This is a genomic window from Escherichia sp. E3659, assembly GCF_005781135.1.
Taxonomy (GTDB): Bacteria; Pseudomonadota; Gammaproteobacteria; order Enterobacterales; family Enterobacteriaceae; genus Escherichia.
The window spans coordinates 1-21,734 of the sequence record NZ_VATQ01000059.1 but is presented as its reverse complement, the minus strand read 5'-3'; the positions used below and the strand labels follow the sequence as shown (position 1 = coordinate 21,734).

Sequence of the window (21,734 nt, the reverse complement as noted above, 5' to 3'; positions counted from 1 at the left end):
CAAGGCGTCAGGGCAGGGATAACAATTACAGACCTTTGATATTTTCTGCTTCTAATTCGTTGAAATATCTTAAAGTCTTAACCTTTAGCTCCATGGTGGAAGGCTCATCGCACACCATGATCGCTTTCGGATGCAGTTGCAGACAGCTGATGGTCCACATGTGATTAACGCAACCTTCAACTGCAGCCTGCAGTGCCAGTGCTTTCTGGCTGCCCAGCACCAGAATCATCACTTCTTCGGCATCCAGCAGTGTACCCACACCTACGGTCAGCGCATATTTTGGCACCTGATTAACATCGTTATCAAAGAAACGAGAGTTTGCGACGCGAGTGTCATGTGTCAGGGTTTTGATACGGGTGCGAGAGGCAAGAGAAGAGGCTGGTTCGTTAAATGCAATGTGTCCGTCGTTACCTACACCGCCCATAAACAGATGGATTTTACCGTAAGAGCGAATTTTTTCTTCATACTGGCGGCATTCGGCGTCGATATCCGGGGCATTGCCGTTGAGAAGGTTGATATTTTCTGCTGGAATATCAACGTGATCGAAGAAGTTACGGTGCATAAAACTGTAGTAGCTTTCCGGATGCTCCTTCGGCAGACCGACATATTCGTCCATGTTGAAGGTGACAACGTGCTTAAAGCTGACCTGGCCTGCTTTATGCATTTCGACTAACGCTTTATAGGTGGTCATCGGCGTGCCGCCAGTCGGCAGGCCAAGCACAAACGGACGATCGGCTGTCGGTTTGAACGCATTAATACGATTAACGATATGGCGAGCAGCCCATTTGCCGACCTGTTCAGCGGTAGTCAGGGGGATCAGTCTCATTATTCACCTCAAGTAAGTAAAAAGTAAGCCGTTGGCGGATTAGGCATCTTTAAGCGTAACCTGGATTTGCGCAGACAGGCGTCAATCCGACCTGATTTTTTGAATGATAAAATAAGTTTTCTGGTTTAGCCAGTAAAAGGGAGTAATGATAACGATATTTGGTGACAAAACTCACAAAAGACGCGCGTTTAATTTGCGGTACGAATTAAATTTTCACACACTCTGTAGCAGATGATCTAACAACTTGATTACAGAACATCGGCAGCATAATTTGCTGCAAAATAAAAATACGGCTTTAAACGAGCCAAATAAGGTTCTCGTAGGGGGAATAAGATGAATATTTTAGGTTTTTTCCAGCGACTCGGTAGGGCGTTACAGCTCCCTATCGCGGTGCTGCCGGTGGCGGCACTGTTGCTGCGATTCGGCCAGCCAGATTTACTTAATGTTGCGTTTATTGCCCAGGCAGGCGGCGCGATTTTTGATAACCTGGCGTTGATCTTTGCGATCGGCGTGGCCTCCAGCTGGTCCAAAGACAGTGCAGGTGCAGCTGCGTTGGCGGGTGCGGTTGGTTACTTTGTGTTAACTAAAGCGATGGTGACCATCAACCCAGAAATTAACATGGGGGTTCTGGCAGGTATCATTACCGGTCTGGTCGGTGGTGCAGCCTATAACCGTTGGTCTGATATTAAACTGCCGGACTTCCTGAGCTTCTTCGGCGGCAAACGTTTTGTGCCGATCGCCACTGGCTTCTTCTGCCTGGTGCTGGCAGCCATTTTTGGTTACGTCTGGCCGCCGGTACAGCACGCTATCCATGCAGGCGGCGAGTGGATCGTTTCTGCGGGCGCGCTGGGTTCCGGTATCTTTGGTTTCATCAACCGTCTGCTGATCCCAACCGGTCTGCATCAGGTACTGAATACCATCGCCTGGTTCCAGATTGGTGAATTCACCAACTCTGCGGGTACGGTTTTCCACGGTGACATCAACCGCTTCTATGCGGGCGACGGCACTGCGGGGATGTTCATGTCTGGCTTCTTCCCGATCATGATGTTCGGTCTGCCAGGTGCGGCGCTGGCGATGTACTTCGCAGCACCGAAAGAGCGTCGCCCGATGGTTGGCGGGATGCTGCTTTCTGTTGCTATCACCGCGTTCCTGACCGGTGTGACTGAGCCGCTGGAATTCCTGTTTATGTTCCTTGCTCCGCTGCTGTACCTCCTGCACGCACTGCTGACGGGTATCAGTCTGTTTGTGGCAACGTTACTGGGGATCCACGCGGGCTTCTCCTTCTCTGCGGGCGCTATCGACTACGCGTTGATGTACAACCTGCCAGCAGCCAGCCAGAACGTCTGGATGCTGCTGGTGATGGGCGTTGTTTTCTTCGCTATCTACTTTGTGGTGTTCAGTGCGGTTATCCGTATGTTCAACCTGAAAACGCCAGGTCGTGAAGATAAAGATGACGAGATCGTTACTGAAGAAGCGAACAGCAATACCGAAGAAGGCTTAACTCAACTGGCAACCAACTACATTGCGGCAGTTGGTGGTAGTGACAATCTAAAAGCGATTGACGCCTGTATTACTCGTCTGCGCTTGACTGTGGCTGACTCAGCACGTGTCAACGATGCGATGTGTAAACGCCTGGGTGCCTCTGGTGTGGTGAAACTGAACAAACAGACCATCCAGGTAATTGTCGGCGCGAAAGCAGAATCCATCGGCGATGCGATGAAGAAAGTCGTTGCTCGTGGCCCGGTAGCGGCTGCTTCTGCTGAAGCTGCTCCGGCAACTGTCGCTCCGGTAGCGAAACCGCAGTCTGTACCAAACGCAGTGTCTATCGCTGAGCTGGTATCGCCAATTACCGGTGATGTTGTCGCACTGGATCAGGTGCCAGACGAAGCGTTCGCCAGCAAAGCCGTGGGCGACGGTGTGGCGGTGAAACCGACGGATAAAATCGTTGTATCACCAGCGGCGGGAACCATCGTGAAAATCTTCAACACCAACCACGCGTTCTGCCTTGAAACTGAAAAAGGCGCAGAGATCGTCGTCCACATGGGTATCGACACCGTAGCGCTGGAAGGTAAAGGCTTTAAACGTCTGGTGGAAGAGGGCGCGCAGGTAAGCGCAGGGCAACCGATTCTGGAAATGGATCTGGATTACCTGAACGCTAACGCCCGCTCGATGATTAGCCCGGTGGTTTGCAGCAATATCGACGATTTCAGCGGCTTGATCATTAAAGCTCAGGGCCATGTTGTGGCGGGTCAAACACCGCTGTATGAAATCAAAAAGTAATCTGCTTTATGCCTGATGCAACGCTTGACGCGTCTTATCAGGCCTACAAAAGCTCAGTCCAGGTTGGATAAGACGCATAAGCCTCGCATCCAACAATGACGCAGGACTGGCAAAAGCGGTGGAGATCTTCTCTGCCGCTTTTTTTTTCATCAACTATCCCCATAATCTTTGTTAGATTTTTCGATTTTCTCTAACTAACAGTTGTCAGCCTGTCCCGCTTATAAGATCATACGCCGTTATACGTTGTTTACGCTTTGAGGAATCCACGATGAGTGAGGCAGAAGCCCGCCCGACTAACTTTATTCGTCAGATCATCGATGAAGATCTGGCCAGTGGTAAGCACACCACAGTACACACCCGTTTCCCGCCGGAGCCGAATGGCTATCTGCATATTGGCCATGCGAAATCTATCTGCCTGAACTTCGGGATCGCCCAGGACTATAAAGGCCAGTGTAACCTGCGTTTCGACGACACTAACCCGGTAAAAGAAGATATCGAGTATGTCGATTCGATCAAAAACGACGTTGAGTGGTTAGGTTTTCACTGGTCTGGTAACGTCCGTTACTCCTCCGATTATTTTGATCAGCTCCACGCCTATGCTGTTGAACTGATCAATAAAGGCCTGGCGTATGTCGATGAGTTGACGCCGGAACAGATCCGCGAATACCGCGGCACCCTGACGCAGCCGGGTAAAAACAGCCCGTACCGCGACCGCAGCGTTGAAGAGAACCTGGCGCTGTTCGAGAAAATGCGTACCGGCGGTTTTGAAGAAGGTAAAGCCTGCCTGCGCGCGAAAATCGACATGGCTTCGCCGTTTATCGTGATGCGCGATCCGGTGCTGTACCGCATTAAATTTGCTGAACACCACCAGACCGGCAACAAGTGGTGCATCTACCCGATGTACGATTTCACCCATTGCATCAGCGATGCGCTGGAAGGCATTACGCACTCTCTGTGTACGCTGGAGTTCCAGGACAACCGCCGTCTGTACGACTGGGTACTGGACAACATCACCATTCCTGTTCATCCGCGCCAGTACGAATTCTCGCGCCTGAATCTGGAATACACCGTGATGTCCAAGCGTAAGCTGAACCAACTGGTCACCGACAAGCACGTAGAAGGTTGGGATGATCCGCGTATGCCGACCATTTCCGGTCTGCGTCGTCGTGGTTACACTGCGGCTTCTATTCGTGAGTTCTGCAAACGCATTGGCGTGACCAAGCAGGACAACACCATTGAGATGGCATCGCTGGAATCCTGCATTCGTGAAGACCTCAACGAGAACGCGCCGCGTGCAATGGCAGTTATCGATCCGGTGAAACTGGTTATCGAAAACTATCAGGGCGAAGGCGAAATGGTCACCATGCCGAACCATCCGAATAAACCGGAAATGGGCAGCCGTCAGGTGCCGTTTAGCGGTGAGATTTGGATCGATCGCGCCGATTTCCGCGAAGAAGCTAACAAGCAGTACAAGCGTCTGGTGCTGGGTAAAGAAGTGCGTCTACGTAATGCTTACGTGATTAAAGCGGAACGCGTGGAGAAAGATGCCGAAGGCAATATCACCACCATCTTCTGTACTTATGACGCCGATACCTTAAGCAAAGATCCGGCTGATGGTCGTAAAGTCAAAGGCGTTATTCACTGGGTAAGTGCGGCACATGCGCTGCCGGTTGAAATCCGCCTGTACGATCGTCTGTTCAGTGTGCCGAATCCAGGCGCTGCGGATGATTTCCTGTCGGTGATTAACCAGGATTCTCTGGTCATCAAACAGGGCTTTGCTGAACCGTCTCTGAAAGATGCGGTGGCAGGTAAAGCATTCCAGTTTGAGCGTGAAGGCTACTTCTGCCTCGACAGCCGCCATTCCACAGCGGAAAAACCGGTATTTAACCGCACCGTTGGGCTGCGTGATACCTGGGCGAAAGTAGGCGAGTAATTTTAAGTTTCGCTATGCCGGATGGGGCGTTTACGCCGCATCCGGCAAGGAACAGACAAACAGTTTCAAACGCTAAACTGCCTGATGCGCTACGCTTATCAGGCCTACATGATCTCTGCAATATATTGAATTTGCGTGCTTTTGTAGGCCGGATAAGGTGTTCACGTCGCATCCGGCAAGAAACATGCAAACAATCCAAAACGCCGCGTTCAGCGGCGTTTTTTCTGCTTTTCTTCGCGAATTAATTCCGCTTTGTAATTTATTTATAAAACAAATTTAAAATTACAAATCATAATTAAATAAAATGTAACCGCTTTCATCTTGCTGGAAATTCACGCTTTTATTCTTCTACAAGCCTTTCTACTACAAATTTAAACCTTGTAACAAAAATCATCAAAATATGTGCGGTTGCTCATGTTCTTACATTCTCGTTACAGAAAGAGATTGATAATTCGCGTCGCGAAAAATAGTCTATTCCTGTAGTCAGCGAGACTTTTCTCAACGCTACTTTTTTAATTTTTATTTTTTTCGCTGTTCACCTGTGGTGCAGCAATTTATACGTCAAAGAGGATTAACCCATGCGTACGTTTAGTGGCAAACGTAGTACGCTGGCGCTGGCTATCGCCGGTGTTACAGCAATGTCGGGCCTGGTGGCAATGCCGGAGGCTCGCGCCGAAGGATTCATCGACGATTCAACCTTAACCGGCGGTATCTATTACTGGCAGCGTGAACGTGACCGTAAAGATGTTACCGACGGCGACAAATACAAAACCAACCTTTCTCACTCCACCTGGAATGCCAACCTCGATTTTCAGTCCGGTTATGCTGCTGATATGTTCGGCCTTGATATTGCTGCGTTTACGGCGATTGAAATGGCGGAAAACGGCGACAGCTCTCACCCGAACGAAATCGCGTTTTCAAAAAGTAATAAAGCCTATGACGAAGACTGGTCCGGCGATAAAAGTGGTATAAGCCTGTATAAAGCAGCGGCCAAATTTAAATACGGTCCGGTGTGGGCGAGGGCAGGTTACATTCAGCCAACTGGTCAAACGCTGTTAGCGCCGCACTGGAGCTTTATGCCGGGTACTTATCAGGGTGCGGAAGCCGGGGCGAATTTTGATTACGGCGATGCTGGTGCGTTGAGTTTCTCCTACATGTGGACCAACGAATACAAAGCGCCGTGGCATCTGGAAATGGATGAGTTTTATCAGAATGATAAAACCACCAAAGTTGATTATCTGCACTCCATCGGTGCGAAATACGACTTCAAAAATAACTTCGTGCTGGAAGCGGCGTTTGGTCAGGCGGAAGGGTATATCGATCAGTACTTTGCCAAAGCCAGCTATAAATTTGATATCGCCGGTAGCCCGCTAACCGCCAGCTACCAGTTCTACGGTACGCGCGATAAAGTTGACGATCGTAGCGTCAACGATCTTTATGATGGCACCGCCTGGCTGCAGGCGCTGACCTTTGGTTACCGGGCGGCTGACGTAGTGGATTTGCGTCTGGAAGGCACCTGGGTTAAAGCTGACGGTCAGCAGGGATACTTCCTGCAACGTATGACTCCAACCTACGCTTCCTCGAACGGTCGCCTGGATATCTGGTGGGATAACCGTTCTGACTTTAACGCCAACGGCGAAAAAGCAGTCTTCTTCGGCGCGATGTATGACCTGAAAAACTGGAATCTTCCAGGCTTCGCCATCGGCGCCTCCTACGTTTACGCATGGGATGCTAAACCTGCGACCTGGCAGAGCAATCCGGATGCGTACTACGACAAGAACCGGACTATTGAAGAGTCTGCATACAGCCTGGATGCGGTCTACACCATTCAGGACGGTCGTGCCAAGGGCACGATGTTCAAACTGCACTTTACCGAATACGACAACCACTCCGACATCCCAAGCTGGGGCGGCGGTTACGGTAACATCTTCCAGGATGAGCGCGACGTGAAATTCATGGTAATCGCACCATTCACCATCTTCTGATGCCCGACGCGGCAGGTTTTGTGCCTGCCGCACATTTGAGGAATTTGCTATGAAAAAACTGATTCTCATCGCCATGATGGCATCGGGGCTGGTGGCTTGTGCGCAATCAACCGCGCCACAGGAAGACAGCCGCCTGAAAGAGGCGTACAGCGCCTGTATTAATACGGCGCAAGGCTCGCCGGAAAAAATTGAAGCCTGTCAGAGCGTGTTAAACGTGCTGAAGAAAGAGAAACAACATCAGCAATTTGCTGAGCAGGAAAGTGTCCGCGTGCTGGATTATCAGCAGTGCATCCAGGCAACGCAAACCGGTAATGATCAGGCAGTGAAAGCCGATTGTGATAAGGTCTGGCAGGAAATTCGCAGTAATAACAAATAAGTGAGGGCTGTAACTCTCGCTTTTCTTATTTCCCTTGTATAAAAAAAGCCAACCCGTAGGTTGGCTTTTTCTCATTCAGGCTGACTTATTTGCCTTCGTGCGCGTGCTCATCTTCGCGGCAATCGCCTTCGGCACAGTGACCGTAAAGATAGAGACTATGGTTAGTCAGGCGAATGCCATGCTTCGCGGCAATTTCACGCTGACGCGCTTCGATAGATTCATCACTAAACTCGATAACCTTGCCACAGTCGAGGCAGATCAGGTGATCGTGGTGATGTTGTTGAGTCAGTTCAAATACGGATTTACCGCCTTCAAAATTGTGGCGGGTGACGATACCGGCGTCGTCAAACTGGTTCAGTACGCGATATACCGTAGCCAGACCAATTTCTTCACCCATATCGATCAGACGTTTGTATAAATCTTCCGCACTGACGTGATGGTTGTCCGGCTCCTGAAGAACTTCCAGGATTTTTAAGCGAGGAAGCGTTACTTTCAGGCCAGCTTTCTTTAGGGCGGTATTGTTATCAGTCATGCGGAATCTGTCCTGTTACTAAGCGGTTCACTTCATTAAAAGAAGTGACAGAATTTGCTCTTGAGATAATGCGTATCATTATAGATTTGCCATGCCTAAATGAAAACTACAAGTCCCTGGCAAATATTGTTAATAAAAACGTGGCTTAGCTTACATTTACATCGGTAAGGCCACTTCAATACTGGAACATTGTACAGGTACTACGGCAAAAGTTACAAATTTGTAGCAATTATTTTGATTGGCATTATCTATTAATACGGCGTAGATATGAGTCTACGCCGCAGTACATCAGGCATTGATAATTTCGTCGAGATGCAGTTCTTCAGAAATTTGTTTTACCCATTTTTCTACACGTTCGGCGGTCAGTTCTGGCTGACGGTCTTCGTCGATAGCCAGGCCGACAAAGTGGTCATCATCCGCCAGACCTTTTGATGCTTCGAAATGATAGCCCGCAGTTGGCCAGTGGCCAACAATGGTCGCACCGCGCGGTTCAATGATGTCACGAATAGTGCCTAAGGCGTCGCAGAAATATTCTGCGTAATCTTCCTGGTCGCCACAGCCAAACAGCGCAACCAGTTTACCATTGAAATCAATCTCTTCGAGAGTCGGGAAGAAGTCGTCCCAGTCACACTGTGCTTCGCCATAGTACCAGGTTGGGATGCCCAGCAGAAGAATGTCATAAGCTTCCAGATCTTCTTTGCTGCTTTTTGCAATGTCATGGACATCGGCAACGTCTTTACCAAGCTGTTTTTGAATCATTTTTGCGATATTTTCGGTATTACCGGTGTCGCTGCCGAAAAAGATGCCAGTGATAGCCATGAGTGAAATAACCTCTTGAAACTTATTGAAATGGGGGTGGCAAATTGCCCACGGATAAAGGCAATCATAGCAGAACAGGCAGTCTTGCGGAATCAGCAAACGAGCAGGACTGCACACTGTGCTACACGAAAGTGGATATTTAAACGATGCCCTGATTACGCAGCGCCGCCAGTTGCTGCATCAATATCTCTTCGATCAGTTCGCTACGGCTCATATTGCGCGACTCCGCCAGCTCGTTCAGCGCCTCGACAGCTTCCGCGTTCAGCTTCAGTTCGACACGCTTAAGGCCACGTACTTTGTCGCGTTTTAGCTGGTTGCGTTTATTAATACGCAGCTGTTCATCGCGCGAAAGCGGATTGGTTTTCGGTCGTCCCGGTCGACGCTCGTGCGCGAACAGATCTAATGTCGTACGGTCCGTTTGTTCTTTGGCCATGATCTTGGTGACTTCGGGGGAAACAATCAGCCAGGCGCCTGCCCGGATGGATAGCCCGCCATAATACAACAGCGTGAGGAATCTCGCCAACGCCCACGCGCGGAATGCCGCGCGGACGCTGGGTTTTTAATCAGTTGCGTTAATCATTAAGATAGCGACGGATAGCCCGCAGCACAGCCTCGGGTTTTTCTGCGTGTACCCAATGACCCGCGCCTGCAATGACATGCGCCCGTGCTTGTGGGAATTGCGCCAGCAAATCATCACGATACTGTTCAGTAACATACGGGGAATTGCCGCCAGGAATAAACAGAGCAGGGTGGTTCCATGCCGGAATCTTCTCCCAGCCAACAATATGTGGATACTGATCCCATAAGACTGGCACGTTAAAACGCCACTCACCGTCAACAAAAGATTTCAGCAGGAATTGAATCACGCCCTCTTCATTAATATATTGGCGCATCACTACAGCGGCCTGTTGGCGCGTTTGCGCGTCGGATCCACTGACCGCGTTGATAGCTGCGAAAATTTCATCATGACGGCGTACGTGATAATCCACCGGCGCGATATCGATCGCTACCAGTTTCTCGATGCGATCGGGCGCCAACGCGGTCAGTGCCATCACAGCTTTACCACCCATTGAGTGACCAATAAATGTCGCCTTATCGATCTGCAGCGCATCCAGAGTATCAACAAGATCCTGGGCCATCGCCGAGTAATTCATATGAGGATCTCGTGGCGAAAGTCCGTGGTTACGCATATCAACCTGGATGATATTGTGATCGTTTACCAGGTCGCGCGCCAGCACGCCGAGGTTGTCAAGGCTACCAAACAACCCGTGGACGAGGACGATGGGAGAATTATTATGCTGATTTTGTGCAGATTGCGCGCGGATATTCAATTTCATGGCAAAGTTCTTTTTTTCGAGTAGTTGGGTTAGGGTATTATGTTGACCATTGTGCCACAGGGCTGCAACAGATAAGGTTTAATCCGATTTTTTCTGCAAGCCAGGCTTGACGCTATCCGCTGCCGGGATTTATTCATATACTCCTGGCGACTTGTATTCAGCTAAGACACCGCACTGGATTAAGATGAAAACGATTGAAGTTGATGATGAACTCTACAGCTATATTGCCAGCCACACTAAGCATATCGGCGAGAGCGCATCCGACATTTTACGGCGTATGTTGAAATTTTCCGCCGCATCACAGCCTGCTGCTCCGGTGACGAAAGAGGTTCGCATTGCGTCGCCTGCTATCGTCGAAGCGAAGCCGATCAAAACGGTGAAAGACAAAGTGCGCGCGATGCGTGAACTTTTGCTTTCCGATGAATACGCAGAGCAAAAGCGAGCGGTCAATCGCTTTATGCTGCTGTTGTCTACACTATATTCTCTTGACGCCCAGGCGTTTGCCGAGGCAACGGAATCGTTGCACGGCCGCACGCGCGTTTACTTTGCAGCAGATGAACAGACGCTGCTGAAAAATGGTAATCAGACCAAGCCGAAGCATGTGCCAGGCACGCCGTATTGGGTGATCACCAACACTAACACTGGCCGTAAATGCAGCATGATTGAACACATCATGCAGTCGATGCAATTCCCGGCGGAATTGATTGAAAAGGTTTGCGGGACAATTTAAAACAACGTTGCAGATAAAGGACAAAGCAATGGCAATCCACAATCGTGCAGGCCAACCTGCACAGCAGAGTGATTTGATAAACGTCGCCCAACTGACGGCGCAATATTATGTACTGAAACCAGAAGCAGGGAATGCGGAGCACGCGGTGAAATTCGGTACTTCCGGTCACCGTGGCAGTGCAGCGCGCCATAGCTTTAACGAGCCGCACATTCTGGCTATTGCTCAGGCGATTGCCGAAGAACGGGCGAAAAACGGCATCACTGGCCCTTGCTATGTGGGTAAAGATACTCACGCCCTGTCCGAACCTGCGTTTATTTCTGTACTGGAAGTGCTGGCAGCGAACGGGGTAGACGTTATTGTGCAGGAAAACAATGGCTTCACTCCGACACCTGCCGTCTCTAATGCCATTCTGGTTCACAATAAAAAAGGTGGACCGCTGGCAGATGGTATCGTGATTACGCCGTCCCATAACCCGCCGGAAGACGGTGGTATCAAGTACAACCCACCAAATGGTGGCCCGGCAGATACCAACGTCACTAAAGTGGTGGAAGACAGAGCCAACGCACTGATGGCCGATGCCCTGAAAGGCGTGAAGCGTATCTCCCTCGACGAAGCGATGGCATCTGGTCATGTGAAAGAGCAAGATCTGGTGCAACCGTTCGTAGAAGGTCTGGCCGATATCGTTGATATGGCAGCGATTCAGAAAGCTGGCCTGACGCTGGGTGTTGATCCGTTGGGCGGTTCCGGTATCGAATACTGGAAGCGCATTGGCGAGTATTACAACCTCAACCTGACCATTGTTAACGATCAGGTCGATCAAACCTTCCGCTTTATGCACCTCGATAAAGACGGCGCAATCCGTATGGACTGTTCCTCAGAGTGTGCGATGGCGGGCCTGCTGGCGCTGCGTGATAAGTTTGATCTGGCGTTTGCCAACGACCCGGATTATGACCGTCACGGTATCGTGACTCCGGCTGGTTTGATGAACCCGAACCACTACCTGGCGGTGGCGATCAACTACCTGTTCCAGCATCGTCCGCAGTGGGGCAAAGATGTTGCCGTCGGTAAAACGCTGGTTTCATCTGCGATGATCGACCGTGTGGTCAATGACCTGGGCCGTAAGCTGGTAGAAGTACCGGTAGGTTTCAAATGGTTTGTTGATGGTTTGTTCGACGGCAGCTTCGGCTTTGGCGGCGAAGAGAGCGCAGGCGCTTCCTTCCTGCGTTTCGACGGCACGCCGTGGTCGACCGATAAAGACGGCATCATTATGTGTCTGCTGGCGGCGGAAATCACCGCTGTCACCGGTAAGAACCCGCAGGAACACTACAACGAACTGGCAAAACGCTTTGGTGCGCCGAGCTATAACCGTTTGCAGGCAGCAGCGACTTCCGCACAAAAAGCGGCGCTGTCTAAGCTGTCTCCTGAAATGGTGAGCGCCAGCACCCTGGCAGGTGACCCGATCACCGCGCGCCTGACCGCAGCGCCTGGCAACGGTGCTTCTATCGGCGGGCTGAAAGTGATGACTGACAACGGCTGGTTCGCCGCGCGTCCGTCAGGCACCGAAGACGCATATAAGATCTACTGCGAAAGCTTCCTTGGTGAAGAACATCGTAAGCAGATTGAGAAAGAAGCGGTTGAGATTGTTAGCGAAGTTCTGAAAAACGCGTAATCACGGAAAATAAGAAAAAGGGCGGTCGGAAGATCGCCCTTTTTTACTTATGACTGCCTGATGCGCTACGCTTATCAGGCCTACGAGGATGATGCAATATATTGAATTTGCGCGATTTTGTAGCATCCGGCATGGCCAAAGCGCACTTTGCCAACAAACTGAATAGCTCAAGGGAATTCCAAATGAAGACCAAAAGGAGTCTGGTCGTCAGAGTGGCATTCATTGCCGCCACATTACTGCTAACTGCATGCGCCCAACCTGAACAATCATCATTGGCTGGTGACTGGTTACTGACCCCTAAAGATAAAAACAGAGGATTAACGGGTAGCATTGCGGTGAATATTGCGCCTTCCCAGTGTAAGACAAATTGCCGTGGCGATAACTTACCTGATAATACCCGACGTTGGCAGTTGTCAGGCGGGAATGAAAAAGAAGTGACTTATCTTCATGATATGTCACCACAAGAAAAGACCGGTTTAAATCGCGGCTGGCAGTGCTACACCTCATTTTTTATGGGGATTTGCCAGGGTAAGCCCGGCACTCGACCGATGGTTAATGAGGATTATGTCAGCGAAAGCGGATTTTTTGGTTCGATGATGCACGTCGGGATTATTGAGTTGCGACGCTGTCAGTCAGAAAAATGCCAGCAAGAGTTGAAAGCGATAAATACGCATTAAACATTTCGATATGAGTGCCAATGCCTGATGCGACGCTAGCGCGTTTTATCATGCCTACGGGAGCATTACGTAGGCCATATAAAGCGTTTACGCCGCATCCGGTAATTCAACCGCCTAAAGCATAAACCGATACCCAATACCGGTTTCAGTAATGAAATGGCGGGGGCGAGCGGGATCCTGTTCCAGTTTTTGTCGCAGATGTCCCATATAAATACGCAAATAGTGGCTGTGTTCGACCGCGTTTGGTCCCCATACCTGGTTGAGTAACTGGCGCTGGGTGAGCACTTTTCCGGCATTGTTGAGCAGCACGGCCAGCAGACGGAACTCAATCGGCGTGAGATGCACCTCTTCCTCGCCCCGATGGATCACCCGGGCGGCTAAATCGACGGTAACATCGGAAAATTTCACCAGCGGATCGGGCGCCGTGGTGGCAGAGTGGCGGCGTAACGCGACACGCAGGCGGGCCTGCAATTCGCCAATGCCAAACGGCTTACTCAGATAATCATCCGCTCCGGCATCCAGCGCGGCGATTTTGTCGCTCTCTTCGCTACGTGCGGAAAGCACAATCACCGGCACCGCGCTCCACTGGCGCAGGTCGCGGATAAACTCAATCCCATCGCCATCGGGCAGGCCGAGATCGAGAATAATCAAATCTGGCTTACGGGTTGCCGCTTCCAGCAAGCCGCGTTGCAGCGTTTCGGCCTCAAAGACGCGCATACCGTCGCCTTCCAGCGCCGTGCGCAGAAAGCGACGAATAGCCTGTTCATCTTCAACAATCAGAACGTTTGTCACATATCCTCATGAAATTCTTCAAGTTCAGGGGCAGTTTGCTGGGGAAGTGTAACACGAAAACAGGCACCACCTTCCGGTCGGTTGAACGCGGTAATGGTGCCGCCGTGTACATCCACAATCGCCCGACAAATTGCCAGCCCAAGCCCTACACCTAGCACCGCCGACTCTTTATTCCCGCGAGCAAACTTATCGAAAATCGTCTGCTCCAGGCCTTGCGGAAGACCGGGGCCGTTATCCCAGACATCCAGTTGTAGATTTTCGCCCTCAACGTGGGCATCGATACCAATTTCGGCCTGCGCACCCGCATATTTCACCGCGTTCTCCAGCAGATTAATCAGCACCCGTTCAAAGAGTGGCCCGTCAACGTGGATTAAGGTCAGCGGTTCTGGCAGAGAAAGATTGATGGGCGACGATAAACCCGGTTCCAGCATTTGCAGCGCGCTACCGACCACTTCTTCCAGCGTTAACCACTCTTTCTTCAAATTAAAGCCGCCGGACTGAATTCGCGCCATATCCAGTAGATTATTCACCAGTCGGGTGGTGTTCAGCACATGCTGACGAATCTCGCTGGCCTGGCGGGCGTGGGGCGATCCTTCGCTTGCCAGATCGAGCGTTAAGATTTCAGCCTGACCGAACAACACCGTGAGCGGAGTGCGTAAATCGTGCGAAAGCGCCGCCAGCAGGGCGTTACGGATCTGTTCACGTTCGCTTGCCATCCGCGCCTGTTCTTCGCTGGCGGTCAGCGTCAGCCGCTCAAGCGCATTGGCGACTAACAGCGTAAACGTCTCCAGCAGGCGCTGCTGTTCCGGGATCATCAACTGACGCAGATTCCCCGGTTCCACCACCACCAGCCCGTAGGTTTTCTCGCCGCTTTTTAACGGCAAAATCTGGTACGGTACACCGGGTAACGTGTCAGTACCTGCGCCTGCAGGTAGGCCCTTATCAAAACTCCACTGCGCGATGGCATCGTCCCACGGCGTCATTCCTTGCGGATGTGTTAACGGCTGCAATTTACCGTTGTCATCGGGCAGCAACACCTGACTGCGGGCATTAAACGTGGAGGCAATAAATTGTTCGCTGGTGGCGGCGATGTCCTGCGGACTGCGGCCCACAGCCAGAGCTTTCGACATTTCATATAAGTGCCGTGTGCGTTGCTCGCGGTAACGGGCTACTCGCGCCTGATAACGCACGCCAGCAGTAAGATTCCCGATCACCAGCCCGACGGTTAACATCACTGCGAAGGTCAGCAGATATTGCACATCAGAGACGGCGAGCGTGCCGCGTGGGGCGATAAAAAAGAGATCGAAACTCACCACATTAATGACGGTGGCAACCACCGAAGGCCAGCGTCCATAAAATAGCGCCACCACCACCACGCCAAGCAGATACAGCATCACCAGGTTGGCGGCATCAAACGCCATCAGCCACTGCATGGCAATTAAGGTGATAACGGCGCATAACGCGGCGGCAACCACGCATCCCTGAATCTGTACCCGCCACTTGTCTTTAAAAGAGCGGCTATCCGGCGCGTTGTTAATCGTGCGGGCGGGTGGTTCATCAAGCGCGACCAGCACCTGATCGAGATCGGGGGCGATGCGCGCCAGTCGGTCAGCAAACGTTTCCCGACGCCACCAGCGGCGCGAGGCTGGGCGACCGAGAATAATCTTGCCGAGATTATGTTCACGGGCATAACGCACTACCGCTTTCTCTTCCGCTGGATCAGAAAGTGTTGCCGTCTCCGCGCCCAGCTCCTGCGCCAGACGTAAGGCGCTGAGAATTGCCCGACGTTTTTTCTCCGGTAAACGGTGCAAGGCAGGGGTTTCAACATACACCGCGTGCCAGACGCTACCCAGCCGTGACGCCAGCCGCGCCGCCGCGCGGACCAGTTTCTCACTACCGGTGTTATGCCCGATGCATAAAAGGATCGCGTCGCGCGTGTGCCAGACTTTCTCTTCGCCAGGATGCCCCCGCCAGGCGCGCATTTGCTCATCTACGCGATCGGCAGTACGGCGCAGCGCCAGTTCGCGCAGGGCGATCAGATTGCCTTTGCGGAAAAAATGTTCAATGGCGCGCTCCGCCTGCCCGGCAATATAGACTTTGCCTTCTTTCAGCCGTTGACGCAGATCGTCCGGGGGCAAGTCCACCAGCACCACGTCGTCGGCAGCATCGAAAAAAGGATCGGGCACGGTTTCCCGTACCTGAATTCCGGTGACGCCGCTAACCACATCATTCAGGCTTTCCAGATGCTGAACGTTGACGGTAGTGAAAACATCAATGCCAGCTTCCAGCAGCTCTTCAATATCCTGCCAGCGTTTGGGATGACGAGAACCTGGCGCATTACTGTGCGCCAGTTCGTCCATTAAGATCAGTGCCGGACGGCGGGCGAGGGCGGCATCGAGATCAAACTCGCTGATATGCCGCCCACGGTACGCCTGGCGTTTTGGTGGCAGAACAGCCAGCCCTTCCAGCATGGCGGCGGTATCTTTCCGCCCGTGGGTTTCTACCACGCCAACCACAATATCCAGCCCTTGCGCCCGCAGTCGCTGGGCTTCTGCCAGCATCGCCCAGGTCTTCCCGACGCCTGCGCAGGCACCGAAGAAAACTTTCAGCTTCCCCCGATGCGGCGCGGCAGTTTGTTCCAGCAGACGATCGGGGTCGGGACGTAAGGGGTCGTTATTCATCAAGTTTATCCAGCGCCAGATTGAGTTCGACAATGTTGACGACCGGCTGGCCGATATATTTCACCAGCGGTTGTTGGCTGTATTTTGCGATCAGTTGCGTGAGCTGTTCAACGCTGAGATTACGCGCTTTCGCCACGCGTGGGATTTGCCAGGCCGCCGCTTGCGGGGTGATGTTATTGTCCAGCCCGCTTGCCGACGCCGTCACCAGTTCAACCGGAACGCTCGCGCTGGCATCCGGGTTAGCGGCCCGTAATGCAGCAACGCGTGTGGCTATCTGTTTATCCAGCTCCGGGTTACTGACTGCCAGATTGCTCCCGCCAGAAGCCTGTGAATTATAGGGCATTTCTGCCGTTGCCGACGGACGACCCTGAAAATAGCCGTTGCCGGTAAAGTTCTGCCCGATTAATGCCGAACCGCGCACCGTATCACCTTCACGGATCAACGAACCGTTGGCTTGCCAGGGAAACCACCATTGCCCCAGCACGGTGGTCAGCAGCGGGTAAACGCCGCCAGTAATCAATAACAGAAAGATAAATGTCGATAATGCCGGACGTAATCCACGCATGGTAAACCTCACACCAGACCGCAAACGGTCAGCAGTAAATCAATGACTTTGATACCAATAAACGGCACCAGCAGCCCACCCAGACCGTAAATCCATAAGTTACGGCGCAACATGGCAGAAGCGGTAAGCGGTTTATAACTCACGCCTTTTAACGCCAGAGGAATCAAAAAGACGATAATCAAGGCGTTGAAAGTGACCGCACTGAGAATGGCGGAGTCGGGCGAATGAAGGCGCATGATGTTCAGCGCATTTAACTGCGGATACGTTGCCGCGAACGCCGCCGGAATAATGGCGAAGTATTTCGCCACATCGTTGGCAATGCTGAAGGTGGTCAGCGAGCCACGGGTCATCAGCATCTGTTTGCCAATGTGCACCACCTCGATCAACTTGGTCGGGTTAGAGTCGAGATCCACCATATTGCCCGCTTCTTTCGCCGCCTGAGTACCAGAGTTCATCGCCACCGCGACATCTGCCTGCGCCAGCGCCGGAGCATCATTGGTGCCGTCGCCGGTCATCGCCACCAAACGGCCTTCCGCCTGATACTGACGAATCAATGCCAGCTTGGCCTCCGGTGTCGCTTCGGCGAGGAAATCATCGACGCCCGCTTCCGCAGCTATCGCGGCGGCAGTCAGACGGTTATCGCCGGTAATCATCACCGTTTTAATGCCCATTTGGCGCAGTTGCGCGAAGCGCTCTTTAATACCGCCTTTGACGACATCTTTCAGAGCAATAACGCCCAGCACACGAGCACCTTCCACCACCACCAGCGGCGTGGCCCCCTGACGCGCAACCTGATCGACTTTTTGATCAACATCGGCAGGGAAGTGACCACCGTTAGCCTCAACATGGCGGCGAATGGCATCGACAGAACCTTTACGGATCATGCGGTTGTCGATGTTGATCCCGCTCATCCGACTTTGCGCAGTAAACGGTACAAAGGTGGCATGGAGCGACTGCACATCGCGCTCGCGCAGGTTAAAACGCTGCTTGGCGTGGATCACAATACTGCGGCCTTCCGGCGTTTCGTCGGCCAGCGAAGCCAGTTGTGCGGCGTCGGCCAGCGTTTTTTCCTCTACGCCCTGCGCGGGGATAAACTCCGATGCCTGACGGTTACCTAGCGTGATGGTGCCGGTTTTATCCAGCAGCAGGACGTCAACGTCACCTGCCGCTTCCACTGCACGCCCGCTGGTGGCAATCACATTTGCGCCCAGCATCCGACTCATCCCGGCGACGCCGATCGCTGACAACAAGCCGCCAATAGTGGTTGGGATCAGACAGACCAGCAGCGCCACCAGTACCGTTACACTGACTGCATTACCGCCCCACGCGGAAAACGGCCACAGCGTGGCGGTTGCCAGTAAAAAGACGATAGTCAGGGCAATCAGCAGGATGGTCAGGGCAATCTCGTTCGGCGTTTTGCGTCGCTGTGCGCCTTCCACCATCGCGATCATCCGATCCAGAAACGTCTCGCCGGGGTTAACGCTGCACTCAATTACCAGCCAGTCAGAAAGAATACGCGTACCGCCGGTGACGGAGGCAAAATCGCCGCCGGATTCACGGATCACCGGTGCCGATTCCCCAGTGATGGCGCTCTCATCGACCGATGCACCCCCTTCAATAACTTCACCATCGCAGGGGATAATATCGCCAGCTTCTACCAGTACGATATCGCCTTTACGCAGTTGATCGGCAGGAACTTTGTCTGCCACAGCGCCATATTTCGGTTCGCGCAGCTTGCGGGCAAAGGCAGTTTTTTTCACCCCTTTCAGACTGTTGGCCTGCGCTTTACTGCGGCCTTCTGCCAGCGCCTCGGCGAAATTAGCGAACAGTACGGTGACCCACAGCCAGCCGCTAATTGCCGCGCTAAACAGCGCATTGCCAGGCATCGCACCGCTTGCCATCGCGATGCTAATACAGGTGGTCAGCAGACTGCCGATCCAGACGATAAACATCACCGGATTGCGCCATTGCGCCTGCGGGTTTAATTTTTTCACCGCTTCTTTCAGCGCCTGAACGACAAGTGTTGGTTCGAATAGCGCCAGTTGTTTACGACTCATATTCAGTGCTCACTCAATATCATCAGGAGAGATATTCCGCCACCGGACCAAGCGCCAGGGCAGGGATAAAGGTCAGTGCGCCAACCAGCAACACGGTGCCGATTAACAGGCCAACAAACAGCGGGCCGTGCGTTGGCAGCGTGCCGGAGCTGGCGGGTTGGCTCTTTTTACTCACCAGCGAACCGGCAATTGCCATCACCGGGATAATCACCCCGAAGCGACCGACAAACATGCAGAACGCCAGTAAACAGTTCCAGAACGGAGAGTTGGCGCTTAATCCGGCAAAGGCGCTGCCGTTGTTGTTAGCGGCGGATGACACGGCGTACAGCACTTCGCTAAAACCATGCGGGCCAGGGTTGAGCATGGCGCTACGTCCGGCGTCGGTCATCATTGCCAGCGCCGCGCCCATCAGCACCAGCGTCGGGGTGACCAGAATCGCCAGTGCAGTCAGTTTCATCTCACGTACGTCGATTTTTTTACCCAGATATTCCGGTGTACGACCAATCATCAGCCCGGCAATAAACACCGCCAGCAGGACAAACAGCATCATGCCGTAAAGACCAGAACCGACACCACCGAATACCACTTCACCAATTTGCATCAGCCACATCGGCACCATGCCACCGAGAGCGGTAAACGAATCATGCATCGCAATCACCGCGCCGCAGGAAGCCGCCGTAGTCACGACCGCAAACAGGCTACTGACCAGCACGCCGAAACGGCTCTCTTTACCTTCCATATTGATGCTGCTGTCCGCGCCCAGTGCCAGCAGATGAGGATTACCCTGAACTTCTGCCCACATCACCACGCCTACGCAGATGACAAAAATCACCGACATCGCCCACAGCAACATGCGCCCCTGACGGCGATCGCCCGCCACTTCGCCAAAGGCAAAGCACAGCGCTGTTGGGATCAAGAAGATCGCCAGCATCTGCACGAAGTTGGTCAGTGCGGTTGGGTTTTCAAACGGATGCGACGAGTTGGCATTAAAGAAGCCACCGCCGTTAGTACCGAGCATCTTGATCGCTTCCTGAGAAGCTACAGGACCCATTGGTAACAGCTGTTGTGCTCCTTCAATGGTCGTTACGGCCTGATAAGGCTGAAAGTTTTGCAGCGCACCTTGTTGAATAAAAAACAGCGCGATCAACAACGCCACAGGGACTAGCACCCATAACGTGATGCGTAGCAGATCGACCCAGGCATTCCCGAGTGTGCTCATGCTCTGGCGGGTAAATGCACGGATGAGGGCAAAAATCACCGCAATCCCGCTGGCGGCAGAAAGAAAGTTTTGCACCGTTAAGCCCGCCATCTGGCTGAAATAGCTCAACGTGGTTTCACCGCTATAAGATTGCCAGTTGGTGTTAGTGACAAAGCTGACGGCGGTATTCAGCGCCAGATCCCACGACAGCCCCGGCAGCTGCTGTGGATTAAGTGGCAGATAGTGCTGACCGAGCAACATAAAAAACAGCACTACCAGTCCCAGCATGTTCAGGCCGAGAATGGCACAGAGATACTGCTTCCAGTTCATCTCACGGTCAGAGACGCCAAGTACACGAAAGAGTACGCGTTCAACACCCGCTGTACCGGGAAGAGGAATATCATTAATCAGCCGCGCCAGCCCGCTGCCTAAAGGACGCGCCAGCACCATTAATACCAGTAAAAACGTGGCAATCAGTAAGAACCCTTGCGCAGCCATCAGAACGCCTCCGCATTGATCAGGGCATAAACCAGATAACCCAGTAATAAAAACACCAGCAACACGCCGGCTATCACGCCTGCACTCACAGTGCACCTCCAGTGGCCTAAAAGTGATACCGGAAGGGTAGAGTTCTGGCTGCAAAGATTTCGCAAAAATCTGCGGATAGGGTGTAAAAAAAGTATAAAAATGGCAAAAGCCATAATTTAACTAATGATTAGTATTAATTTAACTTTTGTGTAACTTAATTACACGGTGAATGTAAATAAACCATCAATAAGCAAAAATAAGTGGTCGGATGAGTAGTAAAATTACACAAAAGGCGGTACTATTTTCATCAGATAAACAAATTCATTTTCCGGTGTCATTCACTGGGTAGATACAAAAGGGGGAGAAAAGTATGGAACTCTACAGAGAATATCCTGCATGGCTTATCTTTTTACGCCGTACTTATGCGGTTGCAGCGGGCGTTCTGGCGCTGCCTTTCATGCTTTTCTGGAAAGACCGCGCCCGCTTTTACAGCTACCTGCATCGCGTCTGGTCGAAAACCAGCGATAAACCGGTGTGGATGGATCAGGCCGAAAAGGCAACTGGTGATTTTTACTGATTGCTAAACATGACGTTCAAAGTAAACCGCCAGCGGAGACGCTGGCGGTTTTTTTTGTATCAGGAAGATGTTCAGAGGAATATTTAGCCACCGTTATACCAACCGAAATATATATTCATGAAATGTATATAAATATTTTCCTAATAGTTGCTATCTGACGGATATCTCACTT

The 21,734-nt window shown here is 52.1% G+C and carries 20 protein-coding genes; 8 read left to right on the top strand and 12 right to left on the bottom strand.

Translation table 11 applies throughout. The features are described 5' to 3' along the window. Nucleotides 1–25: 25 nt before the first annotated feature. On the bottom strand, nucleotides 26–826 hold the full coding sequence (gene nagB / locus FEK47_RS24200; protein WP_001237072.1) for a glucosamine-6-phosphate deaminase: 801 nt from the start codon (nucleotides 824–826) through the stop codon (nucleotides 26–28). Between the two features lie 333 nt (nucleotides 827–1,159). Here nagB and nagE point away from each other — a divergent pair, with 333 nt between their 5' ends. The 4 genes from nagE (at nucleotide 1,160) to chiQ (ending at nucleotide 7,400) form a co-directional block, all read left to right on the top strand. After that, nucleotides 1,160–3,106, top strand: a complete 1,947-nt coding sequence (gene nagE, locus FEK47_RS24195; protein WP_138183412.1) for a PTS N-acetyl glucosamine transporter subunit IIABC — start codon at nucleotides 1,160–1,162, stop codon at nucleotides 3,104–3,106. A 268-nt stretch (nucleotides 3,107–3,374) separates the two neighbouring features. After that, nucleotides 3,375–5,039: a glutamine--tRNA ligase gene (glnS, locus tag FEK47_RS24190; protein WP_130215038.1), complete on the top strand. Its 1,665-nt coding sequence runs from the start codon at nucleotides 3,375–3,377 to the stop codon at nucleotides 5,037–5,039. A 578-nt stretch (nucleotides 5,040–5,617) separates the two neighbouring features. Continuing rightward, complete coding sequence (chiP, locus tag FEK47_RS24185) at nucleotides 5,618–7,024, top strand: chitoporin (RefSeq protein WP_130215036.1); 1,407 nt, start codon at nucleotides 5,618–5,620, stop codon at nucleotides 7,022–7,024. Nucleotides 7,025–7,073: 49 nt separating this feature from the next. Further along, the gene (gene chiQ / locus FEK47_RS24180; protein WP_000733594.1) at nucleotides 7,074–7,400 is read left to right on the top strand and encodes a ChiQ/YbfN family lipoprotein; all 327 of its coding nucleotides are present in this window, start codon (nucleotides 7,074–7,076) and stop codon (nucleotides 7,398–7,400) included. 85 nt (nucleotides 7,401–7,485) lie between these two features. On the opposite strand, the gene fur is transcribed toward chiQ, so the two are convergent. The 5 genes from fur to ybfF form a co-directional block, all read right to left on the bottom strand. Further along, entirely contained in the window at nucleotides 7,486–7,932 is a 447-nt protein-coding gene (gene fur, locus FEK47_RS24175; protein ID WP_000131706.1) for a ferric iron uptake transcriptional regulator, read from the bottom strand. Further along, nucleotides 7,925–8,011 (bottom strand): fur leader peptide, encoded by an 87-nt coding sequence (gene uof, locus FEK47_RS24170; protein WP_010380762.1) that lies wholly within the window; start codon nucleotides 8,009–8,011, stop codon nucleotides 7,925–7,927. Before uof ends, fur begins: the two co-directional genes overlap by 8 nt. A gap of 209 nt (nucleotides 8,012–8,220) precedes the next feature. Next, on the bottom strand, nucleotides 8,221–8,751 hold the full coding sequence (fldA, locus tag FEK47_RS24165) for a flavodoxin FldA (RefSeq protein WP_010346538.1): 531 nt from the start codon (nucleotides 8,749–8,751) through the stop codon (nucleotides 8,221–8,223). 139 nt (nucleotides 8,752–8,890) lie between these two features. Next, complete coding sequence (ybfE, locus tag FEK47_RS24160) at nucleotides 8,891–9,184, bottom strand: LexA regulated protein (protein WP_064528940.1); 294 nt, start codon at nucleotides 9,182–9,184, stop codon at nucleotides 8,891–8,893. 139 nt (nucleotides 9,185–9,323) lie between these two features. After that, nucleotides 9,324–10,088 (bottom strand): esterase, encoded by a 765-nt coding sequence (gene ybfF / locus FEK47_RS24155; protein WP_135486504.1) that lies wholly within the window; start codon nucleotides 10,086–10,088, stop codon nucleotides 9,324–9,326. Nucleotides 10,089–10,272: 184 nt separating this feature from the next. On the opposite strand from ybfF, the gene seqA reads away from it, so the two are divergent. From seqA to FEK47_RS24140, 3 genes are all read left to right on the top strand, one after another. Continuing rightward, a complete protein-coding gene (gene seqA / locus FEK47_RS24150) occupies nucleotides 10,273–10,818 on the top strand; it encodes a replication initiation negative regulator SeqA (protein ID WP_024180018.1) in 546 nt (181 codons plus the stop codon). A gap of 28 nt (nucleotides 10,819–10,846) precedes the next feature. Next, the gene (pgm, locus tag FEK47_RS24145; protein ID WP_135486503.1) at nucleotides 10,847–12,487 is read left to right on the top strand and encodes a phosphoglucomutase (alpha-D-glucose-1,6-bisphosphate-dependent); all 1,641 of its coding nucleotides are present in this window, start codon (nucleotides 10,847–10,849) and stop codon (nucleotides 12,485–12,487) included. A 182-nt stretch (nucleotides 12,488–12,669) separates the two neighbouring features. Continuing rightward, on the top strand, nucleotides 12,670–13,164 hold the full coding sequence (locus FEK47_RS24140; RefSeq protein ID WP_135486502.1) for a hypothetical protein: 495 nt from the start codon (nucleotides 12,670–12,672) through the stop codon (nucleotides 13,162–13,164). 114 nt (nucleotides 13,165–13,278) lie between these two features. Here FEK47_RS24140 and kdpE read toward each other — a convergent pair whose 3' ends face one another. From kdpE to kdpF, 6 genes are read right to left on the bottom strand one after another with little or no spacing between them, the layout of a single operon-like run. Then, nucleotides 13,279–13,956, bottom strand: coding sequence for a two-component system response regulator KdpE (kdpE, locus tag FEK47_RS24135; protein WP_000186076.1), 678 nt, complete (start codon nucleotides 13,954–13,956; stop codon nucleotides 13,279–13,281). After that, on the bottom strand, nucleotides 13,953–16,637 hold the full coding sequence (gene kdpD, locus FEK47_RS24130) for a two-component system sensor histidine kinase KdpD (protein ID WP_135486501.1): 2,685 nt from the start codon (nucleotides 16,635–16,637) through the stop codon (nucleotides 13,953–13,955). Before kdpD ends, kdpE begins: the two co-directional genes overlap by 4 nt. After that, nucleotides 16,630–17,202: a K(+)-transporting ATPase subunit C gene (kdpC, locus tag FEK47_RS24125; protein WP_135486500.1), complete on the bottom strand. Its 573-nt coding sequence runs from the start codon at nucleotides 17,200–17,202 to the stop codon at nucleotides 16,630–16,632. Before kdpC ends, kdpD begins: the two co-directional genes overlap by 8 nt. 8 nt (nucleotides 17,203–17,210) lie before the next feature. Further along, complete coding sequence (gene kdpB, locus FEK47_RS24120; protein ID WP_135486499.1) at nucleotides 17,211–19,259, bottom strand: potassium-transporting ATPase subunit KdpB; 2,049 nt, start codon at nucleotides 19,257–19,259, stop codon at nucleotides 17,211–17,213. 22 nt (nucleotides 19,260–19,281) lie between these two features. Further along, entirely contained in the window at nucleotides 19,282–20,955 is a 1,674-nt protein-coding gene (gene kdpA / locus FEK47_RS24115) for a potassium-transporting ATPase subunit KdpA (protein ID WP_135486498.1), read from the bottom strand. Continuing rightward, nucleotides 20,955–21,044, bottom strand: coding sequence for a K(+)-transporting ATPase subunit F (gene kdpF, locus FEK47_RS24110; protein ID WP_001365534.1), 90 nt, complete (start codon nucleotides 21,042–21,044; stop codon nucleotides 20,955–20,957). Before kdpF ends, kdpA begins: the two co-directional genes overlap by 1 nt. A gap of 311 nt (nucleotides 21,045–21,355) precedes the next feature. On the opposite strand from kdpF, the gene FEK47_RS24105 reads away from it, so the two are divergent. Next, nucleotides 21,356–21,562: a YbfA family protein gene (locus FEK47_RS24105; RefSeq protein WP_000424924.1), complete on the top strand. Its 207-nt coding sequence runs from the start codon at nucleotides 21,356–21,358 to the stop codon at nucleotides 21,560–21,562. Nucleotides 21,563–21,734 lie beyond the last annotated feature (172 nt).